This is a genomic window from Bifidobacterium moraviense, from assembly GCF_012932365.1.
Classification (GTDB): Bacteria; Actinomycetota; Actinomycetes; order Actinomycetales; family Bifidobacteriaceae; genus Bifidobacterium; species Bifidobacterium moraviense.
In genome coordinates this window covers 82,855-103,468 of sequence record NZ_JAAIIH010000005.1, presented here as the reverse complement: position 1 = coordinate 103,468, position 20,614 = coordinate 82,855, and the positions used below count along the sequence as shown (strand labels likewise).

Below are 20,614 nucleotides of genomic sequence, written 5' to 3'. Positions count from 1 at the left end.
CTCCGGCAGGCGATCCGCCCGCCTCCGACGCCCGTCACGGCCATGCGCCGCGGCGGGCGTCGCCGCATGTCCGCGTACAATCGTCGCCTATGACGAAGGACGACGCGAAGGACGATCTCGACGGGCTGCTGGGACGCTTCGAGGCACACATCGACGTGGAACGCGGGCTCGCGCCGGCGACCGTCCGGGCCTACGCCTCCGATCTGGCGCGCTACGCCGCGTGGCTCCGCGGCCGCGGCACGACGCGGCTCGGCAACGTGACGCGACGCGACGTGGAGGACTACGTGGCGCATCTGGACGCCGAGGGGGAGTCCGCCCGGTCCAGGGCGCGTCGGCTCGCCGCGGTGCACGAGCTGCACCGCTTCGCCGCGGCGGACGGCGCCGTGGACGCGGACGTGGCGGCGTCCGTCAAGGCTCCCAGGGCGGCGTCGACGCTGCCGGACGTGCTCACCGTGGACGAGGTGACGCGCCTGCTCGACGCCGCGGGCATGCACGGCTCCGACGATCCGGTGGTGCTGCGCGACAAGGCGCTGCTCGAGTTCATGTACGCCACCGGCGCGCGCGTGTCCGAGGCCGTGGGCGCGAACCTCGACGACGTCGACCTCGACGAGCGCGTGGCGCGGCTCATGGGCAAGGGATCCAAGCAGCGGCTCGTACCGGTCGGATCGTACGCGTGCGCGGCGATGCGGCGCTATCTGGACGCGGGACGCGGCGAGCTGGAGCGGCGGAGCACGGCGGCGACGCCGGAACGCCGCGCGATCTTCCTCAACAAGCGCGGCAGGAGGCTGTCGCGGCAGTCCGCGTGGGAGATCATCCGCGAGGCGGGGCGCCGCGCGCACATCGACCGTCCGCTGCATCCGCACACACTGCGCCACTCGTTCGCCACGCACCTCATCCAGGGCGGCGCCGACGTGCGTTCGGTGCAGGAGCTGCTCGGACACGCCTCCGTCACCACCACGCAGATCTACACGCACGTCAGCCCCGAAACGCTCATCGAGACGTATCTGACCAGCCATCCGCGCGCCCGGTGACGCCGGAGGCGCACGGCACGTCGCACCCGTTCGACATGCACGGATGTTGCTATGGTGGTCGGTATGCCTACGGATCTGCTTGGACGCGACTATGAGACTTTTCCCGCCCCCGACACACTGAGCCAGCACGGCCCCGCCCGTGTGATCGCCATGTGCAACCAGAAGGGCGGCGTGGGCAAGACCACCAGCTCCATCAACATCGCCGGCGCGCTGAGCCAGTACGGCCGCCGCGTGCTCATCGTGGACTTCGACCCCCAGGGCGCCGCCACCGTGGGACTGGGCATCAACGCGAACAGCGTGGAGAACACCATCTACACGGCGCTGTTCAACCCGCGCATGGACGTGCACGACGTGGTGCAGCACACGCGGTTCCCCGATCTCGACATCATCCCGGCGAACATCGATCTGTCCGCCGCGGAGATCCAGCTCGTCACCGAGGTGGGGCGCGAGCAGGTGCTGGCCGGCACGCTGCGTCCGCTCAAGGACGAGTACGACGTCATCATCATCGACTGCCAGCCGTCGCTGGGCCTGCTCACCGTCAACGCGCTGACCGCCGCGGACGGCGTGATCATCCCCGTGGCCGCCGAGTTCTTCGCGCTGCGCGGCGTGGCGCTGCTCATGCAGTCCATCGACAAGGTGCAGGCGCGCATCAACCCGGGGCTCGAAGTGTATGGCGTGCTCGTGACCATGTACACGCGCACGCTGCACTCCGAGGAGGTGCTGCAGCGCATCTACGAGGCGTTCAAGGGCAAGGTGTTCCACAGCGTCATCACGCGCTCCATCAAGCTGCCGGACGCCACGGTGGCGGCGGCGCCGATCACCATGTACGCGCCCGAGCACAAGACCGCCAAGGAGTACCGCGAGGTGTCCCGCGAGCTGATCTCGCGCGGCATCGTGGCCTGAGCGGGGCCTCGCGGTGAGCGTCGCGGACGCGTCCGGCGGCGGGTTCTCGGTCAGTCTCGAGGCGTACTCGGGCCCGTTCGATGTGCTGCTCGGCCTGCTCGCCAACCATCGTCTGGAACTCACCGAGGTGTCGCTCGCGCAGGTCACCGGGGAGTTCCTCGCCTACGCGGGGACGCTCGACCGGACGCGCGGCATGGACGAGGCGAGCGCGTTTCTCGACGTGGCGTCCGTGCTGGTGGAGGCGAAGAGCGCGGCGCTGCTGCCCGGCGACGAGCGGGGACGCCGCGACGAACGAAGCATGGAGGCGCTCAGGGAGCGTGATCTGCTGTTCGCGCGGCTGCTGCAGTACAGGGCGTTCAGACAGGCGGCGGCCGTCTTCCGCGAGCGCATCGAGGCGAACGCGGGACGTTTCCCGCATCCGGGCTTCGCGGACGCGACGGTGGGCGCGATGCTGCCGGAGCTCGTCTGGACGCTGGACGCGGACTCCCTGGCGCGCATCGCCGCCCGCGCGTTCGCCAACGCGCCGGCGAGCGAGGTGAGCGTGCATCAGCTGCACGTGCCGCCGGCGGATCTGCGGGCGCAGGCCGCCATCGTGCGCGCCCGGCTGCGCGGGCGTGAGGGGCGTGCCGTCGCGTTCGACGAGCTCGTCGCGGATGCGGCGGGCCGCATCGAGGTGGTGGCGCGGTTCCTCGCGCTGCTGGCGTTCTTCAAGCAGGGCGCGGTGCGGTTCAGGCAGGACGGGCCGTATGCGCCGCTGTATCTGCGCTGGGAGTCCGGCGCGGACGGCGGCGACGTGGCCGGGACGATCGACGAGGGGGATTTCTCATGAGCGTGCGGGAACGGACGGCGGCGGGTTCGGACGGCGCGGCGGCGGGCGGAACGACGACGGACGGGACGGGAGCCGGCGGCGTCGACGCGTATCTCGGCGGGCTGCGCGCCTGCCTCGAGGCGGTGCTCATGGTCGCTGATGCGCCGCAGGCGGCGGAGGATCTGGCGCGCGTGCTCGGTGTGGGGGAGGATCGCGTGCGGCGCGGACTGGAGGCGATGCGCGCGGAGTACGACGACGAACGTCGCGGCTTCGAGCTGCGGTGCACGGCCAGAGGATGGCAGCTGTGCAGCCGTGCCGCGTTCGAACCGGTGGCTGCGGCCTTCGTGACCGACGGGCAGACCGCGCGTCTGAGCCAGGCGGCGCTGGAGGCGTTGGCGATCATCGCCTACCGGCAACCGGTGACGCGCGCGCAGGTGGGCGCGATCCGCGGCGTCAATTCGGACGGCGTGATCCGCGCGCTCGCCGTGCGCGGGCTGGTGCGCGAGGAGGGCGTCGACCCGGATTCGCGCGCGGCCCTGCTCGTCACCACAGCGCTGTTCCTGGAGCGCATGGGGCTCGATTCGTTGGACCGTCTGCCGTCGCTGGCGCCGTTCCTGCCCGCGTCCGCGGCCGACGTCGCCGACGAGGCCGGCTGCCTGCCGTGACGTCGCGTGGCGTTGCGTGGAGTCACGTGGCGTTGCGTGACACGCGCTGCGCGCATGACTATTAGTCATGCTGACCATTAGTGATAGGCTCTGCCCGGACGTCGGGGACGCTGAAGGCCCCGGGAAAGGCGGAGGCGTCGGATATGGGACTCAACGTCAGCGAACGCCTGCGGCAGCCGCCGCGGGTGGGGGTGTCGGTCGTCGTGCTGGCGCTCGACCCCGACAGCGAGCACGGCCGCCTGTGGCTGCCGCTCGTGCGGCGCGTCCGCCAGCCGTTCCTCGGAAGCTGGGCGCTGCCCGGCGGCGACGTGAGCGCCGACCGCACGCTCGCGCAGTCGGCGTACGAGGCGCTCGAATCCATCACCGATCTGCGTCCGAGCTACCTCGAACAGCTGCACGCCTTCGGCGGCCCCGACCGCTCGCGCGGCGGGCTGCCGATGGTCTCCGTGGTCTACTGGGCGCTCGTGCCCGAGGCCGAGGCCGGCGACTTCGTCGAGACGGACAACGTGCGCTGGTTCCCGGAGACCGATCTGCCCGGACTCGACCTCGCCTTCGACCACCGCGAGATCATCGCCTATGCGCTCGGCCGGCTGCGCACGCGCATCGAATACCCGGACATTGCCGCGAGACTCGTCGGCCCCGCGTTCACGCTGCGCCAGCTGCACGGCGTGTACGAGGCGGTCACCGGATCGGTGCTCGACCTGCCGAACTTCCGCCGCAAGATGCTCGCCTCGGGCGAGATCGAGGCGACGGGCGAGACGCTGCGCGAGGGCCGTCATCGTCCCGCCGCGCTCTACCGGTACGCGGCCGGCGCGACGTCCGCCGAGGCCCACGCCTACGCGATATCGGGGGAGCGGCTCGCCGAGCTCGACGCCCGCGTGCGCGCGCACGACGGCGACCGGGGGACGGGCGGCGCCGGGGACGACGCGCTGTCCGCGCTGACCACCGTGTAGCGCACGGGCCGGCCCATGTCCCCGCCGCGGCGAGGACCGGAACATCAGGAGAGGAAACCATGTCATCACCAATCGCGCGGCAGCGGACCGCGCAGCAGCCATCGGAACAACCGGCGAGGCTCACCCGCAACGAGCGCCTCGACCGTCTGCCGTTCAACAAGGCCCACCGCCGGCTCCTCGTCGCCTCCGGCATCGGTTGGGCGTTCGACGCCATGGACGTCGGCCTCGTCTCGTTCGTCGTCGCCGCCATCGCCGCCGACCCCCTGTTCCACCTCACCGCCACCGAGAAGTCGTGGGTGCTGTCGATCGGCTTCATCGGCATGGCCATCGGCGCCGCGCTCGGCGGCTACGTGGCCGACCACGTGGGCCGCAAGACCGTCTTCACCGCCACGCTCGTCATCTTCGGCCTCGCCAACGGCGGCATGGCGCTCGCCTGGTCGCTCGCCGCGCTGCTCGTCGCGCGGTTCGTGATCGGCCTCGGCCTCGGCGCCGAACTGCCGGTCGCCTCCACGCTCGTCTCCGAGTTCTCGCCCACGAAGCACCGCGGCCGCATGACCGTGCTGCTCGAATCGTTCTGGGCGGTCGGCTGGATCATCGCCGCGTGCATCGGCACGTTCGTCATCCCCAACACCGGCGACTGGGGCTGGCGCTGGGCGCTGCTCATCGGCGCGCTGCCGCTGCTGTACGCGATCGTCACGCGCATCCACATCCCCGAATCCGTGCGCTTCCTCGAGGCGCAGGGACGCGAGGACGAGGCCGAGCGCGCCGTGCGCTACTTCGAGGAGGCCGGCGGCGTGGCTCCCGTGCCGTCGCCCAAGGGCCGTCCGCTGCCGAGGATCAGGACCCGCGAGCTGTTCGGCTCCCGGTACGTCGCGCGCACCGCGGCCATCTGGGCCACGTGGTTCTTCGTCAACTTCTCGTACTACGGCGCGTTCACGTGGATGCCCTCGCTGCTGGCCGACCAGTTCGGCTCGCTCACCAAGTCGTTCGGCTACACGCTCATCATCTCGCTCGCCCAGCTGCCCGGCTACTTCCTCGCCGCGTGGCTCGTGGAGATCTGGGGCCGCCGCTGGACGCTCTCCGTGTTCCTCGCCGTGTCCGCCGTGGCCGCGTTCGCGTTCTCGCAGGCCGGATCCGTGGCCGCCGTGCTGTGCTTCGGCATGCTGCTGTCCGCGTCCAATCTGGGCGCGTGGGGCGTGCTGTACGCCGTGACGCCGGAGATCTATCCGACCCGTCTGCGCGGCGCCGCGGCCGGTGCCGCCGCCGCGTGCGGACGCGTGGCCGCCATCATCGCGCCGCTGCTCATGCCGTGGTTCCTGGGCCTTGCAGGCGGCAACAAGTCCGTGGCGTTCGTGATCTTCGCCGGGGCGTTCGTGCTCGCCTGCGTCGCCGCGCTGTGCCTGCCCGAGCGCAAGGGCCTCGAGCTGGAGGACTGATCGCGCGGGCGGCCGCGTCGTTCCGTGGCCGTCATCCTGCGCATCCCGATCCGCAGACACCTGTCCCGCGCTTTCAGATTGCAGGCATCCGCCCGACATCTTCCTGACCGGCGGATCGTCATCCGGGCTCCTGATGCGAGGGACCGCCGTCCGGCGTCTCCCGGGCCTTGGACCGGACCCCAATTCACGGGCTGAAAAGGACGAAATCCGCGATTCCGAGTACCAAACCGACGCTCCGGCGGGGGTTTGACGCTTGGAATCGCGGATTTCGTCCTTTTGCGCCCGTAATTGCTGCGTGCAGTCGGCGACCGGTCACCGGTTGCCGCGGACGCCGGTCAACGCATGCCGCTATGCTTGGCTCGGTTTGTGTGTAAGTACAGGTAGAACCAAGCAACAGAATCGATAGAGAGAGGTTTCGATGGCGGTTCGTGGCGATATTCGAAATGTGGCGATCGTGGCGCACGTCGATCACGGCAAGACCACGCTCGTGAACGCGATGCTCCAGCAGTCCCACGTGTTCAGCGAGCGCGAGGAGGTGCCGGATCGCGTGATGGACTCCAACGATCTGGAGCGCGAGAAGGGCATCACCATCCTCGCCAAGAACACGGCCGTGGAGTACACCGGTCCGCTGGCCGCCAAGTACGGCCACCCGGAGGGCATCACGCTCAACATCATCGACACCCCCGGCCATGCCGACTTCGGCGGCGAGGTGGAGCGCGGCATCTCCATGGTCGACGGCGTCGTCCTGCTCGTGGACGCCTCCGAGGGCCCGCTGCCGCAGACCCGCTTCGTGCTGCGCAAGGCGCTCGAGGCCAAGCTGCCGGTGATCCTGTGCGTGAACAAGGTCGACCGTCCGGACGCCCGCATCTCCGAGGTGGTGGGCGAGACCTCCGACCTGCTGCTCGGTCTGGCCGACGACGTGCAGCACGAGGGCATCGACCTCGATCTGGACCAGCTGCTCGATCTGCCGGTGATCTACTGCGCCGCCAAGGCCGGCTACGCCTCCGCCAACCAGCCGGCGGACGGCGCCCTGCCGGACAACGACAACCTCGAGCCGCTGTTCGAGGACATCATCAAGTACATCCCCGCCCCGGAGTACGAGGAGGGCGCGCCGCTGCAGGCCCACGTCGCCAACATCGACTCCTCCGACTTCCTCGGCCGACTCGGCCTCGTGCGCATCTACAACGGCACGCTGGAGAAGGGCAAGACCTACGGCCTGTCCCGCGTGGACGGCTCCATCGAGAACTTCCGCGTGGCCGAGCTGCTGCGCACCCAGGGCCTCGAGCGCACGCCCGTCGCCTCCGCGGGCCCCGGCGACATCGTGGCCGTGGCCGGCGTCAACGACATCATGATCGGCGAGACCATCGTCGACCCCAACGACCCGAAGCCGCTGCCGCTCATCCACGTCGACGACCCGGCCATCTCCATGACCTTCGGCGTCAACGACTCCCCGCTGGCCGGCACCGAGGGCAAGGACCACAAGCTCACCGCCCGCATGATCAAGGACCGTCTGGAGCGCGAGCTCATCGGCAACGTGTCCATCAAGGTGCTGCCCACCGACCGCCCGGACGCGTGGGAGGTGCAGGGCCGCGGCGAGCTGGCGCTGGCCGTGCTGGCCGAGCAGATGCGTCGCGAGGGCTACGAGCTGACCGTCGGCCGCCCGCAGGTGGTCACCAAGAAGATCGACGGCGTGGTCAACGAGCCGATGGAGAACACCACCATCGACGTGCCCGAGGAGTACATGGGCGCCGTCACGCAGCTCATGGCCGACCGCAAGGGCCGCATGGACAACATGACCAACCACGGCTCCGGCTGGGTGCGTCTGCAGTTCACCGTGCCGTCCCGCGGCCTCATCGGCTTCCGCACCGCGCTGCTGTCCGCCACGCGCGGCACCGGCATCGCGTCCTCCATCTCCGCCGGCTACGCGCCGTGGGCGGGACAGATCGTCACCCGCCAGAACGGCTCCATGGTCTCCGACCGTCAGGGCATCGCCACCCCGTACGCCATGCAGCGCCTGCAGGCGCGCGGCAACTTCTTCGTCGAGCCGCAGTCCCCGGTGTACGAGGGCCAGGTCGTGGGCGTGAACAACAAGCCCGACGAGCTGGACGTCAACATCACGCTGGCCAAGCACATGACCAACATGCGCTCCTCCACCGCCGACGTGCTCGAGACCCTCACCCCGCCCATCAAGATGAGCCTCGAGGAGTCCCTCGACTTCGCCAACGAGGACGAGTGCGTGGAGGTCACGCCCGAGTCCATCCGCGTGCGCAAGATCATCCTGGGCCGCGAGGACTGGTACAAGTGGCGCGCCAAGCAGCGTCGTCAGAACAACCAGGCCAACAAGTAAGCCTGCCGGTTCGCCTGATTGACGGGGAGTTCCTTCGGGAGCTCCCCGTTTTTCGATGCTCTGCGTGCGGTTCCGCACCCGCCCAGACGATTCCGGACGCGGAACGGGCGCGCGTCCGTCCCGGGCATACACTGGTGAACCATGACGACATCACAGCAACCGTCGCGGCAGCGCGACCCGATTCCCTACGCCGCGCGACTCGCCTCCTGTGCGCTCGTCGGCGCGGTCGTCGCGGTGACCGGCACCGGCGCGCACCGCATGGGCGCCGCGCAGAACGTGCCCTACGGACTGGCGCTGGCGTTCGTCCTCGTGGCGATGGGCGCGCTGCTGTCCCGCACGCTCGCGGGGACGGTGGGCGCGGCGCTGCATCTCATCGTCTCCTCGGTCGTCGTGTATCTCATGAGCGGCTACGGTCCCGGCGGCGACATCATGATGCCCACCGGCGGCGCGGCGCTCACCACGTTCTTCTCGCTCAACGCCACGCTGATCTGGATGGGAGGTCTGCTGCTCGTCCAGCTCGCCGTCATCATGCTGCCGCGCGGCGCGGTGGAGCGTCTGGTGCCGCGCCGGTCCGTCGCCGCGCCGTCGCCGTCCCGCCGCGCGAAGGACCCGAAGGAGGCGCGCGCATGAGCCGCACCGTCGCGTTGCACTATCTGGGGCCCGAGGGCACGTTCACCCATCAGGCCGCCATCGCCGCGTGCGAGTCGCTGCGTCCGCTGAGCGACGCCGGCACGGAGTTCGAGCTCGTCGCCGAGCCGGACGCGGCCTCCATCGTTCGCGCGGTGCGGTGCGGCGAAGGCTATGGCGTGATCGCCTGGGAGAACAACGTCGAGGGCTACGTGGTGCCGAACCTCGACATGCTGCTCGACGCCGAGGACGTGGCCGGATTCGCGCGCGTGGGCGTGGACGTGGCGTTCGACGCGTTCGTCCGCCCCGGCACCGACGTGTCCGCCGTGCGCGAGGTGAGCGCGCATCCGCACGGGCTGGCGCAGTGCCGCCGCTTCATCGCCGAGCACGGCCTCACCCCGGTGCCGGTCTCGTCCAACGCCGCCGCCTGCCGCGATCTGGAGGTCGGCAGGATGGCGTTCGGCCCGGCGATCTGCGGCAGGCTGTACTGGCTCGACACCGTGGCGTCCGGCGTGCAGGACTATCAGGGCGCGCGCACGGAGTTCCTGGTGCTCGGCACGCGCGACGACGCCGCGGCGATGCTGGACGGGGCGCGCGGCAACGGCGTGACGGAGTTCGAGTCGATCATCACGTTCATCCCGCTGGTCACCGGTCCCGGCGTGCTGGCGAACCTGCTCGACGTGCTGCGCGACGCCGGGCTCAACATGACGAGCTTCATCTCGCGCCCCATCAAGGGGCAGGACGCCACGTACAGCTTCATCACCACGCTCGACGCGGCCCCGTGGCAGGAGAACTTCCGCGAGGCGCTGACCGAGGTGGCCGAGCACGGCGACTGGATCAAGACGCTGGCCGTCTACCCGCGGCGCGAACGGCCCAACCCGCCGGTGGACGCGTGGATGCTGCCGGAGGGCGGCGTGCATCTGGACGCCGGGGCGCGCGGCGGTGCGCCCGGCGAGGGGTGGCGCGATGACGAACGAGTGAGGAAGGAGCTGCTGTGGTGAGCGTCGGGGCGAAGGGGACGGCCGCAACGGCCGGGACCGCCGCGCGCGTGCGGCGCGTGGGCGTCGTGGGGCTCGGCCTGATCGGCGGATCGCTGGCGCTGCGGCTCGTGGCGCGCGGCTTCGACGTGGTGGCGTGGAACCACACGCCGCGCCCGTATGGGTCCGCGGAACGCGCCGGCGTGCGCTGCGCGGCGTCGCTGGCTGATCTTGTCGCGGCCGCCCCGGACGTGATCGTGCTGTGCAATCCGCTCAGGGCGATGCCGGAGATCCTGCGCGCGCTGGCCGCGCTGGCCGAGGACGGCGCGCTGGACGAGTCCGTCACGCTCACCGACGTGGGCAGCGTCAAGGGCATGGTGCGCGACCAGGTGAAGGCCGCCGGGCTCGCCGACCGCTACGTGGGCGCGCATCCGATGGCGGGCAACGAGAAATCCGGCTGGGACGCCGCCGACCCCGCGCTGTACGACGACGCGCTGTGGGCCGTCACCGTGGACGAGGGGACCTCGTACCGCAGGTTCCTCGACGTGGCCGAGCTGATCACGGCAGGCGTGGGCGACCGGATGATCGTGCTGGACGACGGGACGCACGACCGCGCCGCCGCGCTGATCTCGCACATGCCGCACGTCGTGGCCACCGCGCTCGCCAACGAGCTGACGGAGAGCGACGACCGCAACGTCGCCGTGGCGCTGTCCGCCGGATGCTGGCGCGACATGACCCGCGTGGCGCTGACCGACCCGGACCGCACGCGCGCGATGGTGGAGGAGGACGCCGCCAACGTGGAGGCGCTGCTCAGGTCCATGGCCGACCGTCTCGTGGCCGTCGCCGATCTGCTGCGCGGGGAACGCGAACAGGCGGCCGAATCGCGGGACGCCGACGCGCACACGCCGCAGGCCATGCTGGACTTCTTCGCCGACGCCGATCCGTTCCGCGCCTACAAGGCCGCGCAGCCGGGGCATCTGGCGGCCGGCGACCATCCGCGCGTCACGGTCATGGTCTCCGCCGACGGCTGGCGCGGCGAGCTGCTGGCCTCGGCCCGGCGCGGCGAGCACATCGTGCGCATCGACGCCGAGCGCACGTTCACCGCGCTCGTGCGTTCCGCGCTGTGAACGAGGGACGTTCGGGCACCGGCTTGAGCCGCACGATCGATGCGGCCGGGATCGCCACGTCCTGTTCCGGGCGCGACCCGTTGGCGGCCGCGTCGCGCGTCAGGCACAGCAGCCCGCCGTCCCATGAGCGCACATGGCCCACGTAGTCGCGGTACTTCTCGCGCCCGTCGGCGGGGTCGACGCCGATCGCCGTGCGCACCACGACCCGTGCGCCGGCGGGGATGGTCCGGGGCAGTCGCTGATCCGTCATCGTGTGTTGTCCTTTCCCTGCATGAACCCTTGCATGAACGCGTCGCACATGAGCGTGCTCGGCATGAGCGCGTCCGGCGTGCGCGTCACTCGTCGCCCACCGCGTCGAGCACCGGCTGCCTGAGCGCGTGCGAGGCGGGGGAGACCGACGCCACCAGCCCTACGAGCACCGACAGCGCCAGGAACAGGCCGATCTGCCCCCACGGGATCGACAGCACCTCAAGCCCGTCGGCGGCGTACGTCGCACGGATCACCACGCCGGCCGCCACGCCCACGACGAGCCCCAGCAGCGTGCCGAACACGGCGATGATCGCCGCCTCGATGCCGAGCATGCCGCGCACCTGTCCGCGCGACGTGCCGATCGCGCGCAGCAGGCCGATCTCCCGAGTGCGCTCCGAGACGCTCAGCGCCAGCGTGTTCACGATGCCGAAGATCGCGATGACGATCGACAGCGCCAGCAGCGCGTAGAGGATGAGCAGCACCTGATCGACCATCGATCCCATCGTGGACTTATAGTCATCGCGGTTCATGACGCTGACCACGTAGTACGGCCTGACGGCCTCCCTGAGCCGCGTCTCGAGCGATGCGAGATCCTGCCCGGGCTCCGCGGCCAGGTACATGGCCATGGTGACCATGGTCTCCTTGGTGCCGAGCTCGTCGCCGAGGGCGTCGTTGACGATGATGCACGTGCGGTACACGCTGTTGTCGATGATCGCGCCGACCGTGACCTGCCGGCTGACGCGACGCGTGGTCGTCCTGACGAACCGGCTCTGGTCCACCTGCCGCGCCTCGTCGCCGATCTGCTGGATCTGCGCGGCGGTCTGCTGCGCGGCGGCGACCTGCCGGGCGGCGGTCTGCTGTGCCAGCTCGGTCTGGAGCTGCGCGATGCGCGCGGCGACCTGGTCCTGATAGTCCTGCGCCGCCTTGCGCGTGGCGTCCTCGTCGACGACGGTGTTCTCTGTGGACACGTCGACCGTGTCGCCCACCTTCCATCCGCGGTCGTCGGCGATGTCCTTGCCGACCACGAGCTGGCCGCCCCTGAGCGCCGCGTTCGCGTCGCCGGATTCGGCCTCGGGCGCGAAGACGTCGGTGAACAGCGTGTCCTGCGCGGCGAACGTCATGCCCCGCACGCGCTCGCCGTCGAACTTCGCGCCGAACAGGAACCGGTTCGCCGACACGGACTTGATGCCGTCCACCGCGCGGATCGCGTCCTCGGCGCCTTGCGGAATCCGCCCGGACGACGCGGACATGACCGCGAAGTCGGCCTTGAGCCCGGTGTCGACGATGCCGTTGACCGACGCCTTCGCCGACGAGGCGATCACGCCGAGGCAGCTGACGATCGCCACGCCCACGAACAGCGCCGCCGCCGTGTTGGCGCTGCGGCGCCGGGCACGGGCGAGGTTGCGCGCCGCGAGGCGCCCGGTGACGCGGAAGACGTGCGCGGGGATCCAGCCGAGCACGGTCCCCGCCGGGCCGACCAGCGCCGGTCCGAGCACGATCACGCCCACCACGAGGCATGCCGCTCCCACGCCGAGCGGCCAGCCGGCGCCGGTCCATGCCGCGAAGCCGTCCAGTGCGGGCACGCCGGTGGGGACGCCGTCCATCGCGGCGATGCGCCATATCCACAGCCATGCGGCCGCACCCAGCACGCACAGTGCCGCGCCCGCCGCGCCGCGACGGGCGACGGGACGCTCCGGGTTGACGGTCTCGTTCATCGCCTGGATCGGCGGCGCGTAGGCGGCGTGGCGGGCGGGCATCGCCGCGCCGACCAGCGTCACCATGAGTCCCACGGCCAGGCCCGTGAGCGCGTCCGTCGCGCTCGGCGCGGCCGAACCGGACAGCGGCGTGCCCATGCGCGCCAGGCCCGCGGCGATGAGCTCCGTCATGCCCCAGCCGAGCCCGATGCCCAGCGCCGAGCCGATCGCGCCGAGCACGAGCGCCTGCACGATCACCGTGGCGAACACCTGCATGGGCGAGGCGCCGATCGAGCGCAGCAGCGCGTAGCCGCGCATCGACTCGCGCACGATCATCGAGAACGTGTTCGCGATGATGAACGAGCCGACGAACAGGGCGATCGCCGCGAAGATCAGGATGAGCGGCTGGACGAAGCCGAGCGCGTCCTGCGTGGACGAGGTGGCCTCGGCGCGGTACTCGTCGCCGGTGACGGCGTGCGCGTGCGCGTCGGCGGGCAGCGCCGCGTTGACCGCATCGGCCAGCGAACGCTGCTGCGCGTCCGTGAGCGGCGCGCCGCCGTTCGCGTCGCCGTACACGCCGATCGCGTCCGTGGTGGTCGGATCGCTGGTCTTCAGATCGCTGTAGTGCTTCGCGGTGGCCGGGTCCAGGCCGAGGATGATCGCGCCCGCCTGCGCGCTGGACGTGGCGAAGACGCCGGACACGGTCACGTCCCTGGGGCCGTCGTCGTAGACGACCTTCGCCGTGTCGCCGACCGTGAGCCCCGCGCGCCGCGCGGCGAACTCGTGCAGCGCCACCTCGCCGTCGCCGCTCGGATACGTGCCGGCGGTGAACGTCGCGGCGCGCCACGGGTGCTCGGCGCTCATGCCGATGCCGAGCGTGGGGGAGCCCATCGTGGAGACGGGGTCGCCGGCGCCGTCCACGAGCACGAGCCCGCTGACGGCGTAGGTGACGGCCACGGGCTCGGTGCCGGGCACGGCGTCGATCGTGCCGGTCAGATCCGTGGCCACCGGGTTGTACTTCGACGAGGAGACGCCGGAGGCGGAGACGGCCGCGGATCCGTCGTCCCCGTCGTCGGTCCTGTCCGTGCCGCGCACGTACACGTCGTGGTCGGCGTTCGTGGCCATCATCTGCGCGACCTGGTCGTTCATCATCGCGCGGAAGCCGAACGATCCGACCACGAACGCCACGCCGAGCGCGATCGCGACGATCGACATGGCGAACCGTCCCAGATGGGCGCGCGCGTCCCTCAGTCCGATGCGGATCATGCCCGGGCCTCCGCGTCCGTGCCGTGCGCGTCGTCCGCGCCGTGTCCGTCATCGGTTCCGGGATCCTCGTCCCCGGCGAACACGTCGAGGATCTCCTCGTAGGAGGGATGGTCCAGATCGCGCGTGATGCGCCCGTCGGCGAGCACGAGCACGCGGTCGGCGTAGGATGCGGCGCGCGGATCGTGCGTCACCATGACGATCGACTGGCCGTAGTCGCGCACGCACTGCCGGAGGAACCCCAGCACCTCGCGCCCGGAACGCGAGTCGAGGTTGCCGGTGGGCTCGTCGGCGAAGATCACCGAGGGGCGCGCCATCATCGCACGCGCGCAGGCGACGCGCTGCTGCTGGCCGCCGGACAGTTGGCTCGGGCGGTGGGAGAGACGCCGTTCGAGCCCCACCACGCGCACGATGCGACGGAACCACGCGCGGTCGATCGGACGGCCGTCGATCTCGAGCGGCAACAGGATGTTCTCCTCGGCGCTCAGCGTGGGCACGAGGTTGAACGACTGGAAGATGAAGCCGATCCGGGTGCGCCGCAGATCGGTGAGCTGACGCTGGCTCATGGCGGAGACCTCGAGCCCCTCCACGAACACGCGCCCGGACGTGGGCGCGTCGAGTCCGGCCATGCAGTGCATGAGCGTGGACTTGCCGGAGCCGGACGGGCCCATGATCGCGGTCATCTGCCCGCGGCGAAACTCCACGTTCACGTGGTCGAGCGCCGTGACGAGCGAGTCGGCGTCGCCGTAGGTCCTCACGAGGTCCACGGCGCGCGCCACCACCGGATCCGCGTCGGCGCCACGGTCGTCGGCGCCCCGGATGCCCCTGTCGTCCCGTGCCTTCGCCTCGCGCACGCCCTTCGCCGAATGCCTGCCCATGGTGCCTCTTTCGCCGCGTTGCCGTCCTTGATTGCAGTGTATGCGGGGCTTGCGTCATCCGGGGAGGGGCGTCCGCGCGGTTCGCCGTCGCAACGTTGCGACGATGCGCCGTCGCGCGGTGCGGAAGGCTCCCATCCGACGGTCGTTCCCCGCAACGTTGCGACGATGTGCCGTCGTACGGCCCGGAAGGCTCCCGTTCGATGGTCATTCTCCGCAACGTTGCGACGAAGGGGACGGTCACGAGGCCGGAAGGCGGGACGGAACCGAGGGACGCGCCCCTAGGATGGTGGGCATGGCATGGTATGACGAGCCGCTCGACGAGTATCTGACCTTCCTCAGGGCGAACCGGGGCCTGAGCCCGAATACGCTCAGGGCGTACGGCGCCGACGTGGCCGGATGCCTGCACCTGCTGACGCTGCGCGGCGTCGGGAGCCTCTCCGACGTGACGATCGACGCGCTGCGCCTGTGGATGGCCCACGAATCGCGCTCCCATGCGCGCAGCAGCATGGCGCGCAGGACCGTGGCGGTGCGCGGCTTCTTCCGGTTCTGTCTGGACCGTGGGCTGATCGGAGCGGATCCCGCGGCGGGGCTCATGACGCCGAAGATCCCCTCGACGCTGCCCGCCGTGCTCACCGAGGCGCAGGCAGCCCGGCTCATGACCAGCGCCGACCGTGTGGCCGATGCCGCGACGGGGGAGACACGGAAAGCAGGGGAGACTGACGCCGGCTGCGACGGGCATGGGCGCGACGGACTCGGCTGCGTGGCCGATGACGGCGCAGGGAACGATGGCGTCGGGACCGACGGCGACACGGACACGCCCGTCGCGCTGCGCGACGCCGCGATCATGGAGCTGCTCTACGCCACCGGCATCCGCGTGGCCGAGCTGACCGGGCTCGACGTGGACGACGTGGACTTCGCGCAGCGCACGGCGCGCGTGACCGGCAAGGGGAACAAGCAGCGCGTGGTGCCCTTCGGCGCGCCGGCCGCGAGGGCGCTGCGCCGATGGCTGGAGCGGGGACGCCCGGCGCTGCTGCGCGACGATACGCCCGCGCTGTTCCTGGGCGTGCGCGGCGGACGGCTCGGCCAGCGCGCGGCGAGGCGCACGGTGCACGAGGAGGCCGCGCGCGCCGGCGTGCCGGACATCTCGCCGCACGCCCTGCGCCATTCGGCGGCCACGCACATGCTCAACGGCGGCGCCGATCTGCGCGAGGTGCAGGAGATGCTCGGACATTCCTCGCTCGCCACCACGCAGCGCTACACGCACGTCTCCATCGAACAGCTGCGCGGCCGCTACGCGCAGGCGTTCCCTCGCGCCTAGCGCCCGGGCGCGCCCGCACCCGGCGAGTTTCACGCAATTCCCCCAAGAATTAACATTCCCGTAACATGGGGAACGCGGATCACGGCCGCCTTGGCGTTGCCTGTGAACACGCCGCGCCCAGTCTGCCAATCGGCCGCGCGTCCCCATGTTTCCAAGGTGAATCACGCATGGACGCGGACGGCGTGACCCCCGTTCGAGACCGCGTTCGAGACGGGACGGGGCGGCGGATCGGTTTTGGACGGATGAATTGTGCGATTCACGATCGCGGGGAACAATGGAAACCAGCAAGCAAAGGGGTTGGCGTGAACGAGCACCGACCCCTTTTGCATGTTGCGGGCATCGGAAACCCGCATCCATAGGAAAAGGAGACAACCCTTATGAAGAAGAGTGTGAAGCTCTTTGCTGCCAGCGTGTGCGCGGCCACCATGCTGCTCTCCGCCTGCGGCGGCTCCGGCAACACCACCGCCGACGCCACCGGCTCCGTCGAGACCGACCCGAACGCCATCATCAACGCCTACGGCTGCGAGCCGCAGAACCCGCTGATCACCACCAACACCAACGAGACCTGCGGCGGCAACCCGATCGACCTCATGTACGCCAAGCTCGTCGCCTTCGACAACGAGGGCAACGCCAAGAACGAGGTGGCCGACTCGATCACCGCCAACGAGGACAACACCGTCTACACCATCAAGCTCAAGGACGGCTGGAAGTTCACCGACGGCACCCCGGTGACCGCCGAGTCCTTCACCAAGGCCTGGAGCTACGGCGCCAACGCCAAGAACGCCCAGGTCTCCTCCGGCTTCTTCGCCAACATCGCCGGCTACGACGACCTGCAGAACGCCGACGCCCTGACCGGCAACGAGCAGCTCTCCGGCCTCAAGGTCGAGGACGACAAGACCTTCACCGTCACGCTGTCCGCCGCGTCCTCCACCTTCCCGATCCAGGTGGGCTACACCGCGTTCGCCCCGCTGCCCGAGTCCTTCTTCCAGGATCCGGCCTCCTTCGGTGAGCACCCGGTAGGCAACGGCCAGTACAAGTTCGACTCCTGGAACCACAACCAGGACATCAAGCTCGTCCGCAACGACGACTACAAGGGCAACTTCCCGGCCAAGAACGGCGGCATCGACTTCAAGGTGTACACCGACACCGAGCCGGCCTACGCCGACGTCTCCGGCGGCAACCTGGACATCATGGACACCGTCCCGAACTCGGCCGTGAAGACCTTCCAGTCCGACGGCAACGTCCAGGCCATCAACAACCCGGGCTCCGTGTTCCAGTCCTTCACCTTCGCCGCCAACATGAAGCACTTCGGCCTTGACCAGGAGGGCCGCCTGCGTCGCCAGGCCATCTCCATGGCCATCGACCGCAACCAGGTCAACGAGAAGCTCAACGGCAACCTGAACACCGTGGCCACCGAGTGGACCTCCCCGGTCACCCCCGGCTACAACGACAAGCTCGAAGGCAACGACGTGCTGACGTACAACCCGGACAAGGCCAAGCAGCTCTGGGAGCAGGCCAACGCCATCAGCGCCTGGGGCGCCGACGACAAGTTCCAGATCGCCTACAACGCCGACAACGGCTCCAAGGACCAGTGGGACGCCATCTGCAACCAGATCTCCAAGACGCTCGGCATCACCGCCGAGGGCGCTCCGTACCCGACCTTCAAGGAGATGCGCACCGCCGTCTCCAAGCGTCAGATCACGACCGCCTTCCGTTCCGGCTGGCAGCCCGACTACCCGTCCCCGGAGTCCTACCTGGTCTCCCTGTACGCGTCCTCCGCCGCTGACGGCAACGGCTCCAACGACGGCGACTACAAGAACCCGGCGTTCGACGACTTCATGGCCAAGGCCGCCGCCGCCAAGTCCACCGACGAGGCCAACAAGTTCTACCAGCAGGGCGAGCAGATCCTGTTCCAGGACATGCCGGCCGTGCCGCTGTGGTACACCTCCACCAAGGCCGTGGCCGCCAAGAACGTCCAGAACGTGGCCACCAACTGGAAGAACGAGCCCGACTACGCGTCCCTCGCGAAGCCGGCCGCCTGATCCCCGGATCTGATCCGACGCGATCGGTGAACGATCGGCCGCTGCCCTGAGCGGCGGCCGATCCACGACAACCCAATGCGAAAAGGCGAGGTGCGAGCCTCGCCTTTTCTGCGTTCATCCCTATCCTTGATGCCAGCTGGAAGCCGGCGGCGTGCGACGACGATGTGTGCACGGCGTCCGGGCCCGTCCGACGGGATGCGCGGGAGGCCCTTCGTTACCGTCCCGTTTCCCGCGATGTCGGCGGTGCTGGTACACTACATACAGTTTCTTCACAGGTGGGTGCCTGTTCACCTGGGCGTAAGGTCGTCCATGCGGTTCGCCGCACAGCCCACCGCAATCCAAAAGGAGCACAGCCGATGGGCCGATATCTTCTGCGACGCATTCTGCAGATGATCCCCGTTGTTCTCGGCACGACGCTGCTGATCTACGCGCTTGTCTTCCTCATGCCTGGCGACCCGGTGGCCGCCATGTTCGGAGCCAAGCCGGTGCAGCCCGCCGTCGCAGCCCAGATCAGGGCGGAGTACAACCTGGACAAACCGTTCATCATCCAGTACCTTCTCTTCCTCAAGAACGCGCTGACCTTCAACTTCGGCAAGACGTTCTCCGGCCAGCAGGTCCTCGCCGTCATCGGCCGCGCCTTCCCGGTCACCGTGAAGCTCGCCATCATGGCGTTCGTCTTCGAGGCGGTCTTCGGCGTGGTGTTCGGCATCATCTCCGGCCTGAAGAAGGGCAAGTGGTACGACACGGTCATCCTGGTCATCTCCCTGCTGCTCATCTCCGTGCCCACCTTCGTGACCGGCTTCGTCATGCAGTACTTCCTGGGCGTGCAGTGGCACCTGCTGCCCATCACCGCCGGCCCCAACCCCGGATTCCTCGACCTGCTCATGCCCGCAATGGTGCTGGGCAGCGTCTCGATGGCCTCCATCATCCGCCTGACCCGTTCGGAGATCACCGCGAACATCGCCGAGGACTACGTGCGCACCGCGCGCGCCAAAGGCATGAGCAACAAGATGGTCGTGCTGCGCCACGTGCTGCGCAACTCCCTGATCCCCGTGGTCACGTACCTCGGCGCCGATCTGGGCGCGCTGATGGGCGGCGCCATGATCTCGGAGCGCATCTTCAACATCCAGGGCATCGGCAACACGCTGTACCAGGCCATCAACCGAGGCGAGGGTACGCTGGTGGTCTCCATCGTCACGCTCATGGTGCTCATCTTCGTGGTGTGCAACCTGATCGTGGACATGCTGTACGCCGTGCTCGACCCGCGCATCCGCTACCAGTGAGTGAGGGGAGCGAGACAACCCATGTCTAACGACCAGAACATCAACCAGAACTCGGACGAGTTCTTCGCCGACCCGCTGCCCGGTCAGGAGCGCTACGTGGCGCCCCTCGACGAGACGCCGCTGCAGGACGTCGACACCGTCGACGAGACCAACCCGCCCACCAGCATGTGGGCCGACGCGTGGAAGACCCTGCGCAAGAACCCGCTGTTCATCGTCTCCGCCGTGCTCGTGGTCCTCGTGTTCGTGGTGGCGCTCTTCCCGCAGCTGTTCACCCGCATCGACCCGCGCGACTGCGACCTGACCTACTCGCTCGAGCCGGCCTCCCCGGGCCATCCGTTCGGCTTCAACAACCAGGGCTGCGACGTGTACGCCCGCGTGATCTACGGCGCGCGCACCTCCGTGGCCATCGGCATCTACACCACGCTGCTCGTGAGCGTCCTCGGCGGCCTGATCGGCGCCGTGGCCGGCTTCTTCGGCGGCTGGGTGGACGCGGTGCTCTCCCGCCTGACGGACATTTTCTTCGCCGTGCCGCTGCTGCTCGGCGCCATCGTGCTGCTGCAGATGTTCCGCACCTCCTCCTCCATCTGGAAGGTCATCTTCACGCTGACGCTGTTCGGCTGGGTCTCCATGGCCCGCATCGTGCGCGGCGCGGTGATGGAGGCCAAGAACCTCGAGTTCAACACGGCGTCGCTGGCGCTCGGCTCCACGCCGGGACGCAACCTGTTCCGCCACATCCTGCCGAACTCGCTCGCTCCGGCCATCGTCATCGCCACCATGTCCCTGGGCAGCTACATCGTCTCCGAGGCCACGCTGAGCTTCCTCGGCATCGGTCTGCCGAGCTCCGTGGTGAGCTGGGGCGGCGACATCTCCACCGCCCAGCAGTACCTGAGGACCAACCCGTCCGTCCTGTTCTACCCGTCCGCGGCCCTCGCCATCACCGTGCTCGCGTTCATCATGCTCGGCGACGCGGTGCAGGATGCGCTTGACCCCAAGGCCCGTACGGCGTGAGTGGA

Annotated in this window: 17 protein-coding genes; 14 read left to right on the top strand and 3 right to left on the bottom strand. The window is 69.6% G+C overall.

The annotated features are described in order from the left end of the window. The first annotated feature begins 89 nt into the window (after nucleotides 1–89). The 10 genes from xerD (at nucleotide 90) to G1C96_RS05065 (ending at nucleotide 10,874) form a co-directional block, all read left to right on the top strand. On the top strand, nucleotides 90–1,031 hold the full coding sequence (gene xerD, locus G1C96_RS10110) for a site-specific tyrosine recombinase XerD (RefSeq protein ID WP_205832053.1): 942 nt from the start codon (nucleotides 90–92) through the stop codon (nucleotides 1,029–1,031). A 63-nt stretch (nucleotides 1,032–1,094) separates the two neighbouring features. Next, nucleotides 1,095–1,934 carry a ParA family protein gene (locus G1C96_RS10105; RefSeq protein WP_205832052.1) on the top strand — a complete coding sequence of 280 codons (840 nt, stop codon included), beginning with the start codon at nucleotides 1,095–1,097 and terminating at the stop codon, nucleotides 1,932–1,934. A gap of 13 nt (nucleotides 1,935–1,947) precedes the next feature. Next, on the top strand, nucleotides 1,948–2,763 hold the full coding sequence (locus G1C96_RS05100; RefSeq protein WP_169275573.1) for a segregation and condensation protein A: 816 nt from the start codon (nucleotides 1,948–1,950) through the stop codon (nucleotides 2,761–2,763). After that, on the top strand, nucleotides 2,760–3,407 hold the full coding sequence (scpB, locus tag G1C96_RS05095) for an SMC-Scp complex subunit ScpB (RefSeq protein ID WP_169275572.1): 648 nt from the start codon (nucleotides 2,760–2,762) through the stop codon (nucleotides 3,405–3,407). The genes G1C96_RS05100 and scpB overlap by 4 nt, the downstream gene beginning before the upstream one ends. A gap of 143 nt (nucleotides 3,408–3,550) precedes the next feature. Next, nucleotides 3,551–4,360 (top strand): NUDIX hydrolase, encoded by an 810-nt coding sequence (locus G1C96_RS05090; RefSeq protein WP_169275571.1) that lies wholly within the window; start codon nucleotides 3,551–3,553, stop codon nucleotides 4,358–4,360. A 59-nt stretch (nucleotides 4,361–4,419) separates the two neighbouring features. Then, on the top strand, nucleotides 4,420–5,796 hold the full coding sequence (locus tag G1C96_RS05085; RefSeq protein ID WP_169275570.1) for an MFS transporter: 1,377 nt from the start codon (nucleotides 4,420–4,422) through the stop codon (nucleotides 5,794–5,796). 418 nt (nucleotides 5,797–6,214) lie between these two features. Continuing rightward, nucleotides 6,215–8,143, top strand: coding sequence for a translational GTPase TypA (gene typA / locus G1C96_RS05080; RefSeq protein WP_169275569.1), 1,929 nt, complete (start codon nucleotides 6,215–6,217; stop codon nucleotides 8,141–8,143). A 141-nt stretch (nucleotides 8,144–8,284) separates the two neighbouring features. Then, on the top strand, nucleotides 8,285–8,773 hold the full coding sequence (locus G1C96_RS05075) for an alcohol dehydrogenase (RefSeq protein WP_169275568.1): 489 nt from the start codon (nucleotides 8,285–8,287) through the stop codon (nucleotides 8,771–8,773). After that, on the top strand, nucleotides 8,770–9,771 hold the full coding sequence (locus G1C96_RS05070; RefSeq protein WP_169275567.1) for a prephenate dehydratase: 1,002 nt from the start codon (nucleotides 8,770–8,772) through the stop codon (nucleotides 9,769–9,771). The genes G1C96_RS05075 and G1C96_RS05070 overlap by 4 nt, the downstream gene beginning before the upstream one ends. Next, entirely contained in the window at nucleotides 9,768–10,874 is a 1,107-nt protein-coding gene (locus G1C96_RS05065; RefSeq protein WP_169275566.1) for a prephenate dehydrogenase, read from the top strand. Before G1C96_RS05070 ends, G1C96_RS05065 begins: the two co-directional genes overlap by 4 nt. Here G1C96_RS05065 and G1C96_RS05060 read toward each other — a convergent pair. The 3 genes from G1C96_RS05060 to G1C96_RS05050 form a co-directional block, all read right to left on the bottom strand. Continuing rightward, nucleotides 10,846–11,124 carry a DUF6725 family protein gene (locus G1C96_RS05060; RefSeq protein WP_169275565.1) on the bottom strand — a complete coding sequence of 93 codons (279 nt, stop codon included), beginning with the start codon at nucleotides 11,122–11,124 and terminating at the stop codon, nucleotides 10,846–10,848. The two genes, G1C96_RS05065 and G1C96_RS05060, sit on opposite strands and share 29 nt — an antisense overlap. 85 nt (nucleotides 11,125–11,209) lie before the next feature. Further along, nucleotides 11,210–14,083 carry an ABC transporter permease gene (locus G1C96_RS05055; RefSeq protein WP_169275564.1) on the bottom strand — a complete coding sequence of 958 codons (2,874 nt, stop codon included), beginning with the start codon at nucleotides 14,081–14,083 and terminating at the stop codon, nucleotides 11,210–11,212. Then, a complete protein-coding gene (locus G1C96_RS05050) occupies nucleotides 14,080–14,958 on the bottom strand; it encodes an ABC transporter ATP-binding protein (RefSeq protein WP_169275563.1) in 879 nt (292 codons plus the stop codon). The genes G1C96_RS05055 and G1C96_RS05050 overlap by 4 nt, the downstream gene beginning before the upstream one ends. Nucleotides 14,959–15,244: 286 nt before the next feature. Here G1C96_RS05050 and G1C96_RS05045 point away from each other — a divergent pair, with 286 nt between their 5' ends. From G1C96_RS05045 to G1C96_RS05030, 4 genes are all read left to right on the top strand, one after another. Next, nucleotides 15,245–16,276 (top strand): tyrosine recombinase XerC, encoded by a 1,032-nt coding sequence (locus G1C96_RS05045; RefSeq protein ID WP_417852171.1) that lies wholly within the window; start codon nucleotides 15,245–15,247, stop codon nucleotides 16,274–16,276. Nucleotides 16,277–16,653: 377 nt separating this feature from the next. Beyond that, nucleotides 16,654–18,318: a peptide ABC transporter substrate-binding protein gene (locus G1C96_RS05040; RefSeq protein ID WP_169275561.1), complete on the top strand. Its 1,665-nt coding sequence runs from the start codon at nucleotides 16,654–16,656 to the stop codon at nucleotides 18,316–18,318. Between the two features lie 356 nt (nucleotides 18,319–18,674). Beyond that, nucleotides 18,675–19,601, top strand: a complete 927-nt coding sequence (locus G1C96_RS05035; protein ID WP_169275560.1) for an ABC transporter permease — start codon at nucleotides 18,675–18,677, stop codon at nucleotides 19,599–19,601. A 21-nt stretch (nucleotides 19,602–19,622) separates the two neighbouring features. Next, on the top strand, nucleotides 19,623–20,609 hold the full coding sequence (locus tag G1C96_RS05030; RefSeq protein WP_169275559.1) for an ABC transporter permease: 987 nt from the start codon (nucleotides 19,623–19,625) through the stop codon (nucleotides 20,607–20,609). The last annotated feature ends 5 nt before the right edge of the window (nucleotides 20,610–20,614 follow it).

Bases quoted from the DNA above. Each gene is read 5' to 3' on its own strand.
- xerD (WP_205832053.1), top strand. From the start codon at position 90: ATGACGAAGGACGACGCGAAGGACGATCTCGACGGGCTGCTGGGACGC.
- G1C96_RS10105 (WP_205832052.1), top strand. From the start codon at position 1,095: ATGCCTACGGATCTGCTTGGACGCGACTATGAGACTTTTCCCGCCCCC.
- scpB (WP_169275572.1), top strand. From the start codon at position 2,760: ATGAGCGTGCGGGAACGGACGGCGGCGGGTTCGGACGGCGCGGCGGCG.
- G1C96_RS05090 (WP_169275571.1), top strand. From the start codon at position 3,551: ATGGGACTCAACGTCAGCGAACGCCTGCGGCAGCCGCCGCGGGTGGGG.
- G1C96_RS05085 (WP_169275570.1), top strand. From the start codon at position 4,420: ATGTCATCACCAATCGCGCGGCAGCGGACCGCGCAGCAGCCATCGGAA.
- typA (WP_169275569.1), top strand. From the start codon at position 6,215: ATGGCGGTTCGTGGCGATATTCGAAATGTGGCGATCGTGGCGCACGTC.
- G1C96_RS05075 (WP_169275568.1), top strand. From the start codon at position 8,285: ATGACGACATCACAGCAACCGTCGCGGCAGCGCGACCCGATTCCCTAC.
- G1C96_RS05070 (WP_169275567.1), top strand. From the start codon at position 8,770: ATGAGCCGCACCGTCGCGTTGCACTATCTGGGGCCCGAGGGCACGTTC.
- G1C96_RS05060 (WP_169275565.1), bottom strand. From the start codon at position 11,124: ATGACGGATCAGCGACTGCCCCGGACCATCCCCGCCGGCGCACGGGTC.
- G1C96_RS05055 (WP_169275564.1), bottom strand. From the start codon at position 14,083: ATGATCCGCATCGGACTGAGGGACGCGCGCGCCCATCTGGGACGGTTC.
- G1C96_RS05050 (WP_169275563.1), bottom strand. From the start codon at position 14,958: ATGGGCAGGCATTCGGCGAAGGGCGTGCGCGAGGCGAAGGCACGGGAC.
- G1C96_RS05040 (WP_169275561.1), top strand. From the start codon at position 16,654: ATGAAGAAGAGTGTGAAGCTCTTTGCTGCCAGCGTGTGCGCGGCCACC.
- G1C96_RS05035 (WP_169275560.1), top strand. From the start codon at position 18,675: ATGGGCCGATATCTTCTGCGACGCATTCTGCAGATGATCCCCGTTGTT.
- G1C96_RS05030 (WP_169275559.1), top strand. From the start codon at position 19,623: ATGTCTAACGACCAGAACATCAACCAGAACTCGGACGAGTTCTTCGCC.